This is a genomic window from Intestinimonas sp. UBA1698, from assembly GCF_002320075.1.
Lineage (GTDB): Bacteria > Bacillota > Clostridia > Oscillospirales > Oscillospiraceae > Intestinimonas > Intestinimonas massiliensis.
On sequence record NZ_DCJO01000013.1, the window covers coordinates 3,304 to 17,639 of the forward strand.

17 protein-coding genes are annotated in these 14,336 nt (G+C 67.1%); 15 read left to right on the forward strand and 2 right to left on the reverse strand.

The features are described from left to right. Window positions 1-148: 148 nt before the first annotated feature. From acpP to B3H64_RS02675, 15 genes are all read left to right on the forward strand, one after another. Window positions 149-379 carry an acyl carrier protein gene (gene acpP, locus B3H64_RS02605; protein WP_050617784.1) on the forward strand — a complete coding sequence of 77 codons (231 nt, stop codon included), beginning with the start codon at window positions 149-151 and terminating at the stop codon, window positions 377-379. 10 nt (window positions 380-389) lie between these two features. Continuing rightward, window positions 390-794 (forward strand): acetyl-CoA carboxylase biotin carboxyl carrier protein, encoded by a 405-nt coding sequence (locus B3H64_RS02610; protein ID WP_286732708.1) that lies wholly within the window; start codon window positions 390-392, stop codon window positions 792-794. Window positions 795-797: 3 nt separating this feature from the next. Beyond that, the gene (gene accC, locus B3H64_RS02615) at window positions 798-2,171 is read left to right on the forward strand and encodes an acetyl-CoA carboxylase biotin carboxylase subunit (RefSeq protein WP_050617786.1); all 1,374 of its coding nucleotides are present in this window, start codon (window positions 798-800) and stop codon (window positions 2,169-2,171) included. After that, a complete protein-coding gene (gene accD / locus B3H64_RS02620) occupies window positions 2,168-3,034 on the forward strand; it encodes an acetyl-CoA carboxylase, carboxyltransferase subunit beta (RefSeq protein ID WP_286732713.1) in 867 nt (288 codons plus the stop codon). The genes accC and accD overlap by 4 nt, the downstream gene beginning before the upstream one ends. Further along, window positions 3,031-3,852 carry an acetyl-CoA carboxylase carboxyltransferase subunit alpha gene (locus B3H64_RS02625; protein ID WP_286732715.1) on the forward strand — a complete coding sequence of 274 codons (822 nt, stop codon included), beginning with the start codon at window positions 3,031-3,033 and terminating at the stop codon, window positions 3,850-3,852. The genes accD and B3H64_RS02625 overlap by 4 nt, the downstream gene beginning before the upstream one ends. Further along, complete coding sequence (locus B3H64_RS02630) at window positions 3,849-4,805, forward strand: beta-ketoacyl-ACP synthase III (RefSeq protein ID WP_050617789.1); 957 nt, start codon at window positions 3,849-3,851, stop codon at window positions 4,803-4,805. Before B3H64_RS02625 ends, B3H64_RS02630 begins: the two co-directional genes overlap by 4 nt. After that, window positions 4,802-5,731 carry a nitronate monooxygenase gene (locus tag B3H64_RS02635; protein WP_286732717.1) on the forward strand — a complete coding sequence of 310 codons (930 nt, stop codon included), beginning with the start codon at window positions 4,802-4,804 and terminating at the stop codon, window positions 5,729-5,731. The genes B3H64_RS02630 and B3H64_RS02635 overlap by 4 nt, the downstream gene beginning before the upstream one ends. Next, entirely contained in the window at window positions 5,728-6,654 is a 927-nt protein-coding gene (gene fabD / locus B3H64_RS02640; RefSeq protein WP_286732719.1) for an ACP S-malonyltransferase, read from the forward strand. Before B3H64_RS02635 ends, fabD begins: the two co-directional genes overlap by 4 nt. Before the next feature lie 6 nt (window positions 6,655-6,660). Then, window positions 6,661-7,404, forward strand: a complete 744-nt coding sequence (fabG, locus tag B3H64_RS02645; protein ID WP_286732721.1) for a 3-oxoacyl-[acyl-carrier-protein] reductase — start codon at window positions 6,661-6,663, stop codon at window positions 7,402-7,404. 14 nt (window positions 7,405-7,418) lie between these two features. Next, window positions 7,419-8,663 carry a beta-ketoacyl-ACP synthase II gene (fabF, locus tag B3H64_RS02650; protein WP_286732724.1) on the forward strand — a complete coding sequence of 415 codons (1,245 nt, stop codon included), beginning with the start codon at window positions 7,419-7,421 and terminating at the stop codon, window positions 8,661-8,663. Continuing rightward, window positions 8,664-9,095 (forward strand): 3-hydroxyacyl-ACP dehydratase FabZ, encoded by a 432-nt coding sequence (gene fabZ / locus B3H64_RS02655; protein WP_286732727.1) that lies wholly within the window; start codon window positions 8,664-8,666, stop codon window positions 9,093-9,095. Window positions 9,096-9,167: 72 nt separating this feature from the next. Continuing rightward, window positions 9,168-9,629, forward strand: coding sequence for a MarR family winged helix-turn-helix transcriptional regulator (locus tag B3H64_RS02660; protein ID WP_256303740.1), 462 nt, complete (start codon window positions 9,168-9,170; stop codon window positions 9,627-9,629). 144 nt (window positions 9,630-9,773) lie between these two features. Further along, the gene (locus B3H64_RS02665) at window positions 9,774-10,640 is read left to right on the forward strand and encodes an EamA family transporter (RefSeq protein ID WP_050617796.1); all 867 of its coding nucleotides are present in this window, start codon (window positions 9,774-9,776) and stop codon (window positions 10,638-10,640) included. A gap of 10 nt (window positions 10,641-10,650) precedes the next feature. After that, the gene (locus B3H64_RS02670; protein ID WP_050617797.1) at window positions 10,651-11,700 is read left to right on the forward strand and encodes an FAD:protein FMN transferase; all 1,050 of its coding nucleotides are present in this window, start codon (window positions 10,651-10,653) and stop codon (window positions 11,698-11,700) included. A gap of 16 nt (window positions 11,701-11,716) precedes the next feature. Then, window positions 11,717-12,139: a DUF3842 family protein gene (locus tag B3H64_RS02675; protein ID WP_050617798.1), complete on the forward strand. Its 423-nt coding sequence runs from the start codon at window positions 11,717-11,719 to the stop codon at window positions 12,137-12,139. A 79-nt stretch (window positions 12,140-12,218) separates the two neighbouring features. Here the strand turns inward: B3H64_RS02675 and glpK are convergent, their stop codons facing one another. Both glpK and B3H64_RS02685 read right to left on the reverse strand, forming a co-directional pair. Then, the gene (gene glpK / locus B3H64_RS02680; RefSeq protein ID WP_286732735.1) at window positions 12,219-13,703 is read right to left on the reverse strand and encodes a glycerol kinase GlpK; all 1,485 of its coding nucleotides are present in this window, start codon (window positions 13,701-13,703) and stop codon (window positions 12,219-12,221) included. A gap of 30 nt (window positions 13,704-13,733) precedes the next feature. Beyond that, window positions 13,734-14,324 (reverse strand): MBL fold metallo-hydrolase, encoded by a 591-nt coding sequence (locus tag B3H64_RS02685; protein ID WP_286732737.1) that lies wholly within the window; start codon window positions 14,322-14,324, stop codon window positions 13,734-13,736. Between the last annotated feature and the right edge of the window lie 12 nt (window positions 14,325-14,336).

The following is a 14,336-nucleotide window of genomic DNA, read 5'->3' on the forward strand; positions in this document are numbered from 1 at the left end:
CCCGGTCCTCGCTTTGCGTTTGTCATTTCCATGCCATGGAAAAAACAGGCTTGACAAACAGCCCCTTGTAGCGTAAAATACAACTCAAATAATTTACTTAAAAAAATTTAGATAAATTATTTGATTAATCAAGAGGGAGTGCGTGACAATGACTTTTGAAAAAGTACGGGATAGGATCGTGGAGACCCTGAGCTGCGATGCCGACAAGGTGACCATGGAGGCCCGCCTGGCCGAGGATCTGGAGGCCGACTCTCTGGCCGCGGTGGAGTTGTCCATGGCGCTAGAGGAGGCCTTCGGCGTGACCATCGAGGACGGAGTGCTGCCCACCCTCAAGACGGTGGGCGACCTGGTGAACTACGTGGACGCCCACCGGAACTGAGAGGCCGCCCATGACGAACCAGGAGCTCTTTGAGCTGATGGACCGCTTTTCGGCCAGCGGACTGACGGGGCTGCGACTGACGCAAAAGGACGTATCCCTGGAGCTGACCCGGAACGGGGGGGCTGCGCCGGACGCCCCAGCCGCGGCCTGCGCTCCGGCGGGGCCGGAACCGGCGGGGAAGGTCCTGTCCGCACCGCTGGTGGGGACCTATTACGCCGCCTCTGCGCCGGACGCCGCCCCCTTCGTAACGGCGGGTGCGCAGGTGTCCGAGGGACAGACGGTCTGCCTCATCGAGGCCATGAAGATGATGAACGAGGTCAAGGCCCCCTGCGACTGCATGGTGGAGGAGCTGTACGGCCGGGACGGCGAGCTGGTAGAATTCGGCGCCCCACTTCTCCGCTACCGCCCCCTGTAAGCCATGTTTAAGCGCGTGTTGATTGCCAACCGGGGGGAGATCGCCCTCCGGGTGCTCCGGGCCTGCCGGGAGCTGGACATCGAGACGGTGGCGGTGTACTCCACCGCCGACCGGGAGGCCCTGCCCGTGCAGCTCGCTACCCGGTCGGTGTGCATCGGCCCGCCCCGGGCCGCGGACAGCTATCTGAACCAGGACGCCATCCTCACCGCCGCCCGGGCCGCCGGGTGCGACGCCGTCCACCCCGGCTACGGCCTGCTGTCGGAGAACGCCGGGTTTGCCGATGCCTGTGCAGAGAACGGAATCACCTTTATCGGCCCCTCTGGGGATGTGATCCGGGCCATGGGCAACAAGGCCGCTGCCCGGGCGCTGATGCGGAAGGCGGGGGTGCCGGTGGTGCCCGGCTCCGACGGTCCGGTACCCGACGGAAAAGCCGCCGGGGCGGTGGCGGAGGCCATCGGCTACCCCGTGCTGGTAAAGGCCAGTGCCGGCGGCGGCGGCCGGGGGATGCGCCGGGTGGATCACCCGGCGGATCTGGAGCGGCTGTTCCACGAAGCCCGGGCCGAGTCGGTGGCCTGCTTTGGCAGCGGGGAGCTGTATTTGGAAAAGCTGATCCTGGACCCGCGGCACATTGAATTTCAAATCATGGCCGACCGGCAGGGTCATGTGGTCCACCTGGGGGAGCGGGACTGCTCCCTCCAGCGGCGGAACCAGAAGCTGGTGGAGGAGTCCCCCTCCCGGGCCCTGACGCCGGAGCTGCGAAAGGCGATGGGGGAGGCCGCCGTGGCGGCGGCCCGGGCTGCGGGCTACGAAAACGCGGGCACCATCGAGTTTGTGCTGGACCCGGCGGGCCGGTTCTATTTCATTGAAATGAACACCCGTATTCAGGTGGAGCATCCGGTCACCGAGCTGGTGACCGGCACCGACCTGGTGCGGGAGCAGCTCCGGGTGGCGGCGGGTCTGCCCCTGTCCTGGGGGCAGGAGGACATCGCCCTGCGGGGCCACGCCATCGAGTGCCGCATCAACGCCGAGGACCCGGCCCAGGGCTTCCGGCCCTGTCCCGGACGGGTGGAGTTCCTCCATTTCCCCGGCGGCTGCGGGGTGCGGGTGGATTCCGCCCTGTACACCGGCTACGAGCTGCCCCCCTATTATGATTCCCTGTGTGCCAAGCTGGTGGTCCACGCCCCCACCCGGCTGGAGGCCATCCGCCGGATGCGCCGGGTCCTGGAGGAGTTCGTGCTGGAGGGCTTTCCCACCAACGCCATGCTGGCCCACCAGATTCTGTACCACCCGGATTTTGTCCGGGGCAGCGTCACTACCGCATTTTTGGAGGAGCACCTGGAGGAGCTTCTGGCCTGGACCAAGGAGGCTGAGACATGACCGATTTGTTTGCCAAGCGCCGGGCCCGCCTGCTGGCCCTGAAGGCCCTGCGGGACGGCCAGAGCCACCCGGCCCTGGACAACACCCTGGCCGCCCCCTGCCCGGCCTGCGGCGCCGTGGCGTCCAAGCGGGAGCTGGCCAAAAGCCTCTATGTCTGTCCCCGATGCGGCCATCACAACCCGGTGGGCGCCTATTACCGGCTGCGGCTGGTGCTGGACCCCGGTACCTTCCGGGAGCTGGGGGAGAGGATCGGGGCCCGGGATCCTCTGAATTTCCCGGGTTATGGGGAGAAGCTGGACGACGCCCAGCGCCGCACCGGCCTTACCGAGGCGGCGGTCACCGCCACGGGACGGCTGGACGGCCGCAAGGTGGCGGTGGGGGTGCTGGACGGCCGCTTCCTCATGGGCAGCATATCCGCCGCCGTGGGGGAGAAGGTGGCCCAGCTTGTGGAGTACGCGGCCCAATATAAGCTTCCCCTCATCCTGTTCTCCGCCAGCGGCGGGGCCCGGATGCAGGAGGGCATTTTATCCCTGATGCAGATGGCCAAGACCGCCGCCGCCCTGGAGCGGTTCTCTCAAAAGGGGGGAGTGTACCTCTCCGTGCTCACCGACCCCACCACCGGGGGAGTGACGGCCAGCTTTGCCAGCCTGGGGGACGTGATCCTGGCGGAGCCTGGCGCTCTCATCGGATTTGCCGGGCCCCGGGTCATCCGGCAGACCATCCACCAGACCCTGCCCGAGGGCTTCCAGCGGGCGGAATTTTTACAGGAGCACGGCTTTGTGGACGAGGTGGTCCCCCGGGCCGAGCTGCGGGAGACCCTGGCCCGTCTGCTGAGGCTCCATGGAAAGGGGGGAGGGCGATGAACGGGAACCGCACCGCCTGGGAGCGGGTGACCCTTGCCCGGCACCCGGACCGGCCGGGAACGGCGGACTACATTGCCGCCCTGTTCACCGATTTTTTTGAGCAGCGGGGGGACCGCCTGTGCGGAGAGGACGGCAGCATCCTGGGGGGCGTGGCCCTGTACCACGGCCGCCCGGTTACCGTTCTGGGCCATCGGAAGGGAAAGACCCTGGAGGAGCACCTTCGGTTCCGCTTCGGGATGCCCAACCCGGAGGGCTACCGCAAGGCCCGGCGGCTGATGGACCAGGCGGAAAAATTTCGCCGCCCGGTCCTTACCTTTATCGACACTCCCGGCGCTTATCCCGGCCTGGAGGCCGAGGAACGGGGCCAGGGGGAGGCCATCGCCCGCACCCTGGCCCGGATGAGCGCCCTCACCGTGCCGGTGGTGTCGGTGATCACCGGGGAGGGAGGCAGCGGCGGGGCCCTGGCCCTAGGGGTGGGCAACGTGGTGCTCATGCAGGAGAACGCCGTCTACTCCGTCCTGTCGCCGGAGGGCTTTGCCGCCATTCTGTGGAAAGACGCGGGACGGGCGGAGGAGGCCAGCGGGGTGATGAAGCTCACCGCGCCGGACCTGCGGCGGCTGGGGGTCATCGACGGCATCATCGCCGAGCCCCCCGGCGGGGCCCATACCGACCCGGCCGCCGCCTTCGCCGCCATGGACCGGGCCCTGACCCGGGCCCTGGGCTCCCTGCGGAAGCAGAGCGGCGAGACCCTGGCAGCCCAGCGGTATCAAAAATTCCGGGCCATGGGAGACCCGGCAGGAAAGAAGGAACGCGCGTGAGCGGAATCAGGCTCAAGGGCACGGGCAGCGCCCTGCCCCGGCAGGTGGTCACCAACCGGGATCTGCAGCGGATCGTGGAGACCGACGATGCCTGGATCGTCAGCCGCACCGGCATCCGGGAGCGGCGGAAATGCAGGGACGAGACCCAGAGCAGCCTGGCCGAGGCCGCCGCCCGGGCGGCCATGGAGATGGCCGGAATCGGTCCGGAGACCGTAGGGGTTTGCCTGGTCCCCACCATCACCGCCGACTACATCACTCCCTCCACTGCCTGCGTGCTGCAAAACCGGCTGGGTCTGCCGGAGGACACGGTGTGCTTCGATCTAAACGCCGCCTGCTCCGGCTTTGTCTACGGCCTGCACACCGCCCAGGCCCTGCTGGCGGCCAGCCCCCGGAAATACGGCCTGGTGGTCTGCTCCGAGGTGCTCACCCGCATCACCAACTACACCGACCGGGGCACCTGCATCCTCTTCGGGGACGGGGCGGCCGCCGCGGTGGTGGAGTATGGGGAGACCTATCCCCCCATGCCCACGGTGCTGGGGGCCCGGGGGACCTGGGATATTCTCAACGGGCCGGGGATCAACCGGGGAGCCGAGCCGGTGCTGTATATGGAGGGAACGGCGGTGTTCCGGTTTGCCGTGGAGACCGTACCCCGGTGCATGGATCAGGTGCTGGACCGGGCTGGGCTGGCGTTGGAGGACGTGGATGAATTTGTCTTCCACCAGGCCAACCGCCGCATCCTGGAGCACATCCGGAAAAAATGCGGCATCCCGCCGGAGAAGGTATGGATGAACATGGACCGATACGGCAACGTCTCTTCGGCCAGCACCGCCCTGGCGCTGGACGAGGTGGTCCGGGCCGGGCGGCTGGGGCCGGGGAAACGGGCCCTCTGCGTGGCCTTCGGCGGCGGGCTGACCTGGGGCGGCGCCCTTGTGGAAATGGGGGAGAGAACATGAAGCTCAATGAACTTCTGGGGACGGAGTTCCCCTTTATCCAGGGCGGCATGGCCAACATCGCCACCGGCGCGTTTGCCGCCGCCGTCTCTAACGCCGGGGCCCTGGGCCTGATCGGAGGGGGCGGCATGGACGCCGAGACCCTGCGGATGCATATCCGCCAGTGCAGGGCGCTCACCGACAAGCCCTTCGGGGTGAATATCATGCTGATGAACCCCGCCGCCCCGGAGATGGCCAAGGTGGTGGCCGAGGAGGGGGTCAAGGTGGTGACCACCGGGGCGGGCCTGCCCACCGCCTACCTTCCCCTGTGGAAGGAGGCGGGGATTACCGTATTCCCGGTGGTAGCGGCCTCCCTGGTGGCCAAGCGGCTGGCCCGCAGCGGCATCGACGGCGTGATCGCCGAGGGCTGCGAGTCCGGCGGCCACGTGGGGGAGATGACCACCATGGCCCTGGTGCCCCAGGTGGCGGACGCGGTGGATCTGCCCGTGGTGGCCGCCGGCGGCGTTGCCGACGGCCGGCAGCTCACCGCCGCCTTTGCCCTGGGGGCCTGCGGCGTCCAGCTTGGCACCTGCCTGCTGACCAGCCTGGAGTGCCCCATCCACGACAACTACAAGCAGGCCCTTTTGAAGGCCAAGGACAGCGACACCATGGTTACCGGCCGCACCACCGGCGCGCCGGTGCGGGTGCTGAAAAACAAGATGGCTCGGGAATACGTCCGCATGGAAAAGCGGGACGTGCCCTTGATGGAGCTGGAAAAGCTCACCCTGGGCTCCCTGCGCCGGGCGGTGTTCGACGGCGACGTGGACACCGGCAGCCTGATGGCGGGCCAGGTGGCGGGGATGCTCCACGAGATCCGCCCCCTGCGGGCCATCTTCGAGGACCTGTGGACGGGGTATCAAAGCTGTGTGAAAGGACTGACGGAGCGATGAAGCTGGCCTTTTTATACGCCGGGCAGGGCAGTCAGCACCCCGGCATGGGGCGGGCGTTTTACGAGTCCAGCCCTCTGTTCCGACAGGCCTACGACGGGGCCCCGGTGGACTTCGATCTGACCGAAACCTGTCTGGACGACCCCCAGGGGGTGCTGAACCAGACCGCCTACACCCAGCCCTGCCTGGTAGCCTTCGCCGTGGGCGTGACCAAGCTGCTGAAGGCGGCAGGACTGCGTCCGGACTACTGCGCCGGCCTCAGCCTGGGGGAGTATTCCGCCCTTCACTGTGCCGGGGTGCTGGACGACGAGACCGCCATTTCCCTGGCCGCCTTCCGGGGCAGGGCCATGGCTCAGGCGGCCCAGGGCGTGGAATCCGCCATGATGGCGGTGCTGAATTTGGACCGGGCGGCGCTGTCGGAGTGCTGCCGGGAGGCGTCGGACCTGGGCGTGGTGGAGATCGCCAACTACAACTGCCCCGGCCAGCTTGTCATCGGCGGTGAAAAGGCCGCGGTGGAGCGGGCCGCCGCCCTGGCCCGGGAAAAGGGAGCCCGGCGCTGCCTGCCCCTGAAGGTCAGCGGGCCCTTCCACACCTCGCTGCTGGCCCCCGCTGGCGACACCCTGCGGGAGCGGTTCCAGACCGTGGCCTTCCGCCCCATGGAGGTCCCCGTGCTCTTCAACTGCCTGGGGGACCTGATGGGCCCGGCGGATACCATCCCCGCCCTACTGGAGCGGCAGGTCCAGTCCAGCGTCTACATGGAGGACACCATTCGCCGTCTGGCGGCGCTGGGGGTGGACGCTGTGGTGGAGATCGGTCCGGGTAAAACCCTGTCCGGCTTCGTCCGCAAGACCGCCCCGGAGATGCAAACCTATGCCGTGGAGACTCCCGTCGAGCTGGACGGGGCGGTCTCTGCCCTGAAAGGATAACATGCCATGAGTTTAGAAGGAAAAATCGCCGTGGTCACCGGCGGCAGCCGAGGGATCGGCCGGGCGGTCTGCCTGGAGCTGGCCCGACAGGGCGCCGCAGTGGTGTTCAGCTACGCCGGCAACACCACCGCCGCCCGGGAGACGGAGGCCGCCTGCGCCGCCCTGGACAGGCCCGCCCGGGGCGTCCGGGCCGACGTGACGGACACCGCCGCCGTGAATGCCCTGCTGGACGGGGTGGTGAAGGAGTTCGGCCGCATCGACATCCTGGTCAACAACGCCGGCATCACCCGGGACGATCTGGTGATGCGGATGAAGGAGGAGGACTTCGACGCCGTCCTCGCCACCAATTTGAAGGGGGCCTTCCTGTGCTGTAAGACGGCGGCCCGGACCATGATAAAGCAGCGCTTCGGCCGTGTCGTCAACGTCAGCTCAGTGGTGGGCCTGCGGGGCAACGCGGGGCAGTCCAACTACGCCGCCAGCAAGGCGGGACTCATCGGCCTGACCAAGTCCCTGGCCAAGGAGCTGGCCACCCGGGGCGTCACCGTCAACGCGGTGGCTCCCGGCTTCATCGACACCGATATGACCGCCGTCTTGCCCGAGACCGCCCGCACCGCCCTGCTGGACACCATCCCCATGAAGCGGCTGGGCACAGGGGCGGATGTGGCCGCCGCCGTGGCCTTTTTTGCCTCGGAGGAGGCGGGCTATCTCACCGGCCAGGTTCTCTGCGTGGATGGGGGCATGGCCGTATGAAGGAGGTTGGTTCGATGGAAAAACGACGGGTCGTCATCACCGGACTGGGGTGTGTCACCCCGCTGGGCCACACCGTGGCCGAGACCTGGCAGGCGGTGAAGGACGGGGTGTGCGGCATCGGCCCCATCACCCAGTATGACGCGGAAAACCAGAAGGTCAAGCTGTGCGCCGAGGTAAAGGATTTCGACCCCACGGCCTGGATGGACCGGCGGGAGGCCAAGCATATGGCCCGCTTTGCCCAGCTTGCGGTGGCGTCGGCCCAGCAGGCCGTAGCGGACGGCGGGCTGGACATGGAGCGGGAGGACCCCCTGCGCTGCGGCGTCATCGTTTCCAGCGGCATCGGCGGGCTGTCCATCACGGTGGAGGAGCTGGTGAAGGGCCAGACCAAGGGCTTCGACCGAATCTCTCCCTTTTATATCCCCATGACCATCTGCAACATGGCCGCCGGGCTCATCGCCATCCGGCACGGCTTTCAGGGCATGTGTACCTGCCCGGTCACCGCCTGCGCCGGGGGCACCAACGCGGTGGGCGACGCCTTCCGGCAAATCCGGGACGGCTACGCCGACGTGATGCTCTGCGGCGGGGCCGAGAGCGTGGTCACCCCCCTGGCCGTCGGCGGCTTCACCTCCATGAAGGCCCTGCACACCGGGGACGACCCGGCCCGGGCCTCTATCCCCTTTGACAGGGAGCGCAGCGGCTTTGTTTTGGGAGAGGGGGCCGGCATTCTGCTTCTGGAGGAGTATGGCCGCGCCAAGGCCCGGGGGGCCCGGATCTATGCCGAGGTGGTGGGCTACGGCGCTACCTGCGATGCCCACCACATGACCGCCCCGGCCCCCGACGGCTCCGGCGGGGCGTCGGCCATGGCCCTGGCGTTGGCCGACGGAGGAATCCGGCCGGAGGAAGTGGATTACATCAACGCCCACGGCACCTCTACCCCCCTGAACGACAAGGGGGAGACCGCGGCGGTGAAGGCGGTGTTCGGGGACTGGGCCTATCGGCTGGCTATGAGCTCGACCAAGTCCATGACCGGCCATATGCTGGGGGCCGCTGGGGCGGTGGAGGCCATTTTCTCCGCGCTGGCCCTGGTGGACGGCTATCTCCCGGCCACCATCCACTACCGGGAGCCCGACCCGGAGTGCGACCTGGACGTGGTGCCCAACACGGGCCGGAACGCCGACCTGCGCTGCGTCCTGTCCAACTCCCTGGGCTTCGGCGGCCACAACGCCAGCCTGCTGTTTCAGAGATGGGAGGGACGGTAGATGGAGCTGGATTCCAATCAGATCGCCGCGCTGCTGCCCCACCGCTACCCCTTCGCCCTGGTGGACCGGATCACGGACTACGAGCCCGGAGCGTGGGCCAGGGGAATCAAGTGCGTGTCGGTGAACGAACCGTTCTTCTGCGGCCATTTTCCCCAGAAGCACGTGATGCCGGGCGTGCTCATCCTGGAGGCCCTGGCCCAGGTGGGGGCGGTGGCGGCCCTGTCCCTGCCGGAGAACAGGGGCAAGCTGGCCATTTTCGGCGGCATTAAAAACGCCCGGTTCAAGCGCCGGGTGGCGCCCGGCGACGTGCTGGAGCTGGAGTGCGCGATGGTGAAGCGGAAGGGCCCGGTGGGCATCGGCGCGGCCGGGGCCACGGTGGACGGCCAGGTGGCCGCGGTGGCGGAGCTGACCTTTGTACTGACCGACCAGTGAGACTTGCCGTTCTCCCCGCCGTCTGATACAATAAGAAAAACGCACAGGATCATCGACGTGGAGGCGGGACGCATGCTGGAGCAGAAATTCGCGGAGGTCTATACCAAATTCAAGCTGCACTTCTATCTGGAGACGTTTGAGCGCTTCCAGAGGCGGGAGGCCAGCCTGACCACGGTGGAGACCTTTGCCATGGAGACCATCCAGGCGCTGGGGGAACCTACGGTAAACGAGTTTGCCTCCTTTATGAAGATCTCCTCGCCCAACGCAGCCTATAAGGTAAACAGCCTAATCAAAAAGGGCTATGTGGTGAAGGTGCGCTCGGAGAGCGACAAGCGGGAGTACCATCTGCGGCCCACCCAGAAGTATTTGGACTACTATAACATCAGCAACGACTACATCCAGACGGTGATGGGCCGGGTGATCCGGCGGTTTTCCCCGGCCGAGTGCGCCCAGCTCGAGGAGATATTGACCGTCCTGAGTCGGGAGCTGATGCCAGAGGTGCAGCTTCCCGGCGCTCCGGCGGACCGGGAATGAGCCTGTATACGGCGCCCGCCCCAGTGGAAAGCGGAACGCGGCCCCCGCGTGGGCCGCGTTTTTGCATACCTGCCCGGCGGGAATAGGGTGGACAAAGCCCCTGCCGGCGGTGTATAGTAATAGAATCGAAAGGAAGCGGGAACGATGTGGGTTCTTTATGCGTTTGGTTCTGCCCTCTTCGCCGGCATCACGGCGGTACTGGCCAAGATCGGCATCAAGGGAGTCAACTCCCACCTGGCCACCGCCCTGCGCACCGTGGTGGTGGCGGTGTTTGCCTGGCTGATGGTGCTCATCGTGGGCTCCGGCGGCACCATAGGAGACATCCGGGCCGGGAGCTGGCTCTTCCTGGTCCTCTCCGGCCTGGCCACCGGGGCAAGCTGGATCTGTTATTTCCGGGCCCTCCAGCTCGGCAGCGTGAACCAGGTGGCGCCCATCGACAAGTCCAGCACCGTGCTCACCATGCTTCTGGCCTTTCTGCTGCTGCGGGAGCGTATCTCCCTCAACATGCTGCTGGGAATGGGCCTCATCCTGGGCGGCACCCTGCTGATGCTCCAGCGGCAGGAGAGCGCCAAGGCAGAGCCGGAGGGGAAGGGCTGGCTCGTCTGGGCGGTGCTCTCCGCCGTGTTTGCCAGCCTCACCGCCATTTTGGGAAAGGTGGGCATCCAGGGAGTGGAGTCCAACCTGGGTACCGCCATCCGAACCCTGGTGGTGCTGGCTATGGCCTGGGGGATCGTCTTTGCACAGGGCCTCCAGCGGCAGATCCCCGCCATTGACGCCAGAAGCTGGATCTTTTTGGCCCTGTCCGGCCTGGCCACGGGACTGTCCTGGATGCTCTATTACCGGGCCCTCCAGGATGGACTGGCCAGCGTGGTGGTCCCCATCGACAAGCTGAGCATCCTGGTCACGGTGGCCTTTTCCGCTCTGCTGCTGAAGGAGCGCCTCAGCCGCCGGGCAGGCGTGGGGCTGGCTCTGCTCACCGCCGGGACCCTACTTCTGCTGGTGAAATTTTAGGAGGAATCCCATGAGACGATTGCTGGCGGCCCTGTGCGCCGCGCTGCTGCTGGCGCTGACCGCCTGCACACCCCGGAGCCAGACGCCGGAGCGCCACGAGCTCACCTATCTGGACGTCTTTGACACGGTCACCACCCTGGTGGCCTACGGCGGGACCGGGGAGGACTTCAGCGCGGAGGCCGGACGCATTCACGCCGAGCTGTTGGACTATCACCGGCTCTACGACATCTACAACGACTACCCCGGCCTCAACAACCTCAAGACGGTGAACGACCGGGCGGGAGAGGCCCCGGTGGAGGTGGACCGGCGGATCATCGACCTGCTGCTGGAGGCCCGGGAGATGTACGGCGTCACCGGCGGCAAGGTCAACGTGGCCTTCGGCAGCGTGCTGTCCATCTGGCACGACTACCGGGAGGCGGGCATTCTGGACCCGGAGCGGGCCGCGCTGCCTCCCATGGAGGCGCTGCGGGCGGCCGCGGAGCACACGGACCCGGAAGCTGTGGTCATCGACGAGGAGCGCTCCACCGTCTATCTGGCCGACCCGGCCATGAGCCTGGACGTGGGGGCCATCGCCAAGGGCTATGCCGCCCAGCGGGTCTGCGACAGCGCCCGGGCGCGGGGGGTAGAATCCCTGCTCCTCAGCGTGGGGGGCAACGTGTGCGCCATCGGCAGCCGCCTGGGGGCGGACGATCCCTGGCCGGTGGGGGTGGAGAACCCCTTCCCGGGGGAGGGCGGCTACCTCCACACTCTGCGCATCGCCGGCCAGAACCTGGTGACCAGCGGCAGCTACCAGCGCTATTACACCGTGAACGGCAGAGACTACCACCATATTATTGACCCGGACACCCTGATGCCGGCGGACTATTTTGCCTCCGTCACAGTACTGGCGGACGACTCGGGGAAGGCGGATGCGCTGTCCACCGCCCTGTTCAACCTGCCCTATGAGGCGGGAAAGGAGCTGGCGGAATCCCTGGAGGGGGTGGAGGCTTTCTGGGTGGAGCCGGACGGAACCGAACACTGTACCGACGGCTTCCAGGCCGTGATGGACGACCAGACCTGAGTGGAGGGAACGAGAGATGCGCATTTTAGTCATCGACGGGCAGGGCGGCGGCATCGGAAGCCGTCTGGTGGCCCTGCTCAAGCCCCGGCTCCTGCCGGGGTGGGAGCTGCTGGCGGCGGGCACCAACGTGCTGGCCACCAACGCCATGCTCAAAGCGGGGGCTGGCCGTGGCGCCACCGGAGAGAACGCCATCGCCGTCAATGCGGTCCGGGCGGACATCATTCTGGGCCCCATCGGCGTGATCCTGGCCAACGGTCTCATGGGCGAGGTGCCGCCGGCGGTGGCCTCCGCCGTGTCCGGGGCGGAGGGGGTCAAGATTCTGATCCCCTCCAACGCCTGCGGAACCCGGATTGCCGGGACCGAGGAGATGAAGCTGGAGGAATACCTGCGGCGGGCCGTGGAGCTGGCCGCGGCGGAGATGGAGAAAAAGAGCTCATAAAGGATACGGGGCCGTCCCATTGGGACGGCCCCGTATGTTTATAAGGTGACCCAATACCGCCTTAACCCGTCCTTTCGCGTCATCTGGCCCAGCCGCGGCTGCGGTCCACGGCCCTGTGCCAGTCGGACAGCAGTGTTTCCCGCCGCTGAGGGGCCATATCCGGATCGAAGGTCACATCGCACTTCCAGAGTCCCTCGATCTCGTCCTGGTCCTTCCACACCCCCACGGCCAGCCCGGCCAGATAGGCCGCGCCCAGAGCGGTGGTCTCCCGGATCACCGGACGCCGGACCTGCCGGTCCAGGATATCGGCCTGGAACTGCAGCAGAAAGCCGTCCCGGCTGGCCCCGCCGTCGGCCCGGAGCTGGTCCAGCGGAATGCCGGTGTCCTTCTCCATGGCGGTGGCCAGGTCACAGACCTGATAGGCGATGGACTCCTGAGCCGCCCGGATGATGTGCTCCCGCCGGGTGCCCCGGGTCAGGCCCACGATGCAGCCTCGGGCGTACATGTCCCAGTAGGGGGCTCCCAGGCCGGTGAAGGCGGGCACCAGATACACGCCCCCGGTATCGGGGACCTTTTGCGCGTAATATTCCGCGTCCCGGCTCTCGGTGAGAAAGCGCATCTCATCCCGGACCCACTGGATGACCGCGCCTCCCACAAAGACCGAGCCCTCCAGGGCATACTGCACCTTCCCGCCCAGGCCCACGGCGATGGTGGTGATGAGGCCGTTCTGACTGACACAGGGGATGGCGCCGGTGTTCATCAGCAGGAAGCAGCCGGTGCCGTAGGTATTCTTGGCCTGGCCGGGGCGGAAGCAGGTCTGCCCGAAGAGGGCGGCCTGCTGGTCGCCGGCGATGCCGGCGATGGGCACCTGCGCCCCGGCAAATTCAGCGTAGCCATACACCGCGCTGGAATCCCGCACCTCCGGCAAGATGGCCCGGGGGATGTCCAGGGCGGCGAGCAGGGTGTCGTCCCAGCACAGCTTATGGATGTCGTAGAGCATGGTGCGGGAGGCATTGGTGTAGTCGGTGACGTGGACGGCCCCGCCGGTCAGCTTCCACAGCAGCCAGGTGTCCACCGTGCCGAAGAGGATCTCTCCGCAGCGGGCCCGCTCCTGCGCGCCCTCCACATGATCCAGCATCCATCGGATCTTGGTGGCGGAGAAATAGGCATCGGGCACCAGGCCGGTGGTCTGCCTGATGTGATCCCCGAGACCGTCGGCGAGCAGTCTGTCCACGATGGGGGCGGTGCGGCGGCACTGCCACACGATGGCGTTGCAGATGGGCCGCCCGGTGTCCTTTTCCCACAGGATGGTGGTCTCCCGCTGATTGGTGATGCCGATGGCGGCGATTTGGGCGGGGGTGACCCCTGTCTGGGCGATGACCTCCATCATCACGCCGTACTGGGAGGACCAGATCTCCATGGGGTCGTGCTCCACCCAGCCTTCCTGAGGATAGAACTGGGTAAATTCCTTTTGGGCCACGCCCACGATGTTCTGCTCCCGGTCAAAGAGAATGGCCCGGGAGCTGGTGGTGCCCTGGTCCAGGGCCAGCAGATAGGCGCCCATACCGGCCGCCTCCTTTCCTTGTCTGGTGGATTACAGCTCTGTGCTCTCCCCGTGCTCCAGCAGCAGCCGGCCCGGGCCATCGAAGCCCTCGGCCAGAGCGCGGTTGTAGTGATAGCTGGGGTCGGTGTGGATGGGCACGGAGTGCCGGGCGGCCACGGTCCAGGCGCAGCGGCTGGCCTCGGCGGCGTCCATGTTGTAAATACCGTCGATGGGCAGCAGGGCCCAGTCCAGGCGCCGGCCGGCCAGGCCGGCCATGGCGTCCACCCAGGAGGTGTCCCCGGCGTGGTAGAGGGTCCTGCCGTCGGCGGTGAGGAGATAGCCCACGCAGGCGTCCATGGGGTGGTTCCGGTTCCCGGCGGGGACAGCCTCTACCCGCACGTCCCCCACCTGAAAGGTGCGGTAGACGCCGCCGGTGAGGGCCTGGCCGGCCCGGATGACCCGGCAGCCGGCCTTCTGGATGACCCGGGAGAGGTCGTTGTGGTCGCCGTGCTCGTGGGTGATGAGCACCAGATCGGCGGGCAGGTCGTAGCCTTCCCCAACGGCAGGGTCAAGGTAGATTACCATGCCGGACCGGGTGACGACGCGGCAACTGGCGTGCCCCTGAAAGAGCAGAACAGCCATAGAGGATACCTC

What these genes read in the sequence shown, in the direction of transcription:
- fabG (WP_286732721.1), top strand. Translation starts at nt 6,661, where the DNA reads ATGAGTTTAGAAGGAAAAATCGCCGTGGTCACCGGCGGCAGCCGAGGG.
- B3H64_RS02670 (WP_050617797.1), top strand. Translation starts at nt 10,651, where the DNA reads ATGAGACGATTGCTGGCGGCCCTGTGCGCCGCGCTGCTGCTGGCGCTG.
- fabZ (WP_286732727.1), top strand. Translation starts at nt 8,664, where the DNA reads ATGGAGCTGGATTCCAATCAGATCGCCGCGCTGCTGCCCCACCGCTAC.
- B3H64_RS02685 (WP_286732737.1), bottom strand. Translation starts at nt 14,324, where the DNA reads ATGGCTGTTCTGCTCTTTCAGGGGCACGCCAGTTGCCGCGTCGTCACC.
- fabF (WP_286732724.1), top strand. Translation starts at nt 7,419, where the DNA reads ATGGAAAAACGACGGGTCGTCATCACCGGACTGGGGTGTGTCACCCCG.
- fabD (WP_286732719.1), top strand. Translation starts at nt 5,728, where the DNA reads ATGAAGCTGGCCTTTTTATACGCCGGGCAGGGCAGTCAGCACCCCGGC.
- B3H64_RS02610 (WP_286732708.1), top strand. Translation starts at nt 390, where the DNA reads ATGACGAACCAGGAGCTCTTTGAGCTGATGGACCGCTTTTCGGCCAGC.
- accD (WP_286732713.1), top strand. Translation starts at nt 2,168, where the DNA reads ATGACCGATTTGTTTGCCAAGCGCCGGGCCCGCCTGCTGGCCCTGAAG.
- B3H64_RS02660 (WP_256303740.1), top strand. Translation starts at nt 9,168, where the DNA reads ATGCTGGAGCAGAAATTCGCGGAGGTCTATACCAAATTCAAGCTGCAC.
- B3H64_RS02625 (WP_286732715.1), top strand. Translation starts at nt 3,031, where the DNA reads ATGAACGGGAACCGCACCGCCTGGGAGCGGGTGACCCTTGCCCGGCAC.
- glpK (WP_286732735.1), bottom strand. Translation starts at nt 13,703, where the DNA reads ATGGGCGCCTATCTGCTGGCCCTGGACCAGGGCACCACCAGCTCCCGG.
- B3H64_RS02665 (WP_050617796.1), top strand. Translation starts at nt 9,774, where the DNA reads ATGTGGGTTCTTTATGCGTTTGGTTCTGCCCTCTTCGCCGGCATCACG.
- acpP (WP_050617784.1), top strand. Translation starts at nt 149, where the DNA reads ATGACTTTTGAAAAAGTACGGGATAGGATCGTGGAGACCCTGAGCTGC.
- B3H64_RS02675 (WP_050617798.1), top strand. Translation starts at nt 11,717, where the DNA reads ATGCGCATTTTAGTCATCGACGGGCAGGGCGGCGGCATCGGAAGCCGT.
- accC (WP_050617786.1), top strand. Translation starts at nt 798, where the DNA reads ATGTTTAAGCGCGTGTTGATTGCCAACCGGGGGGAGATCGCCCTCCGG.
- B3H64_RS02635 (WP_286732717.1), top strand. Translation starts at nt 4,802, where the DNA reads ATGAAGCTCAATGAACTTCTGGGGACGGAGTTCCCCTTTATCCAGGGC.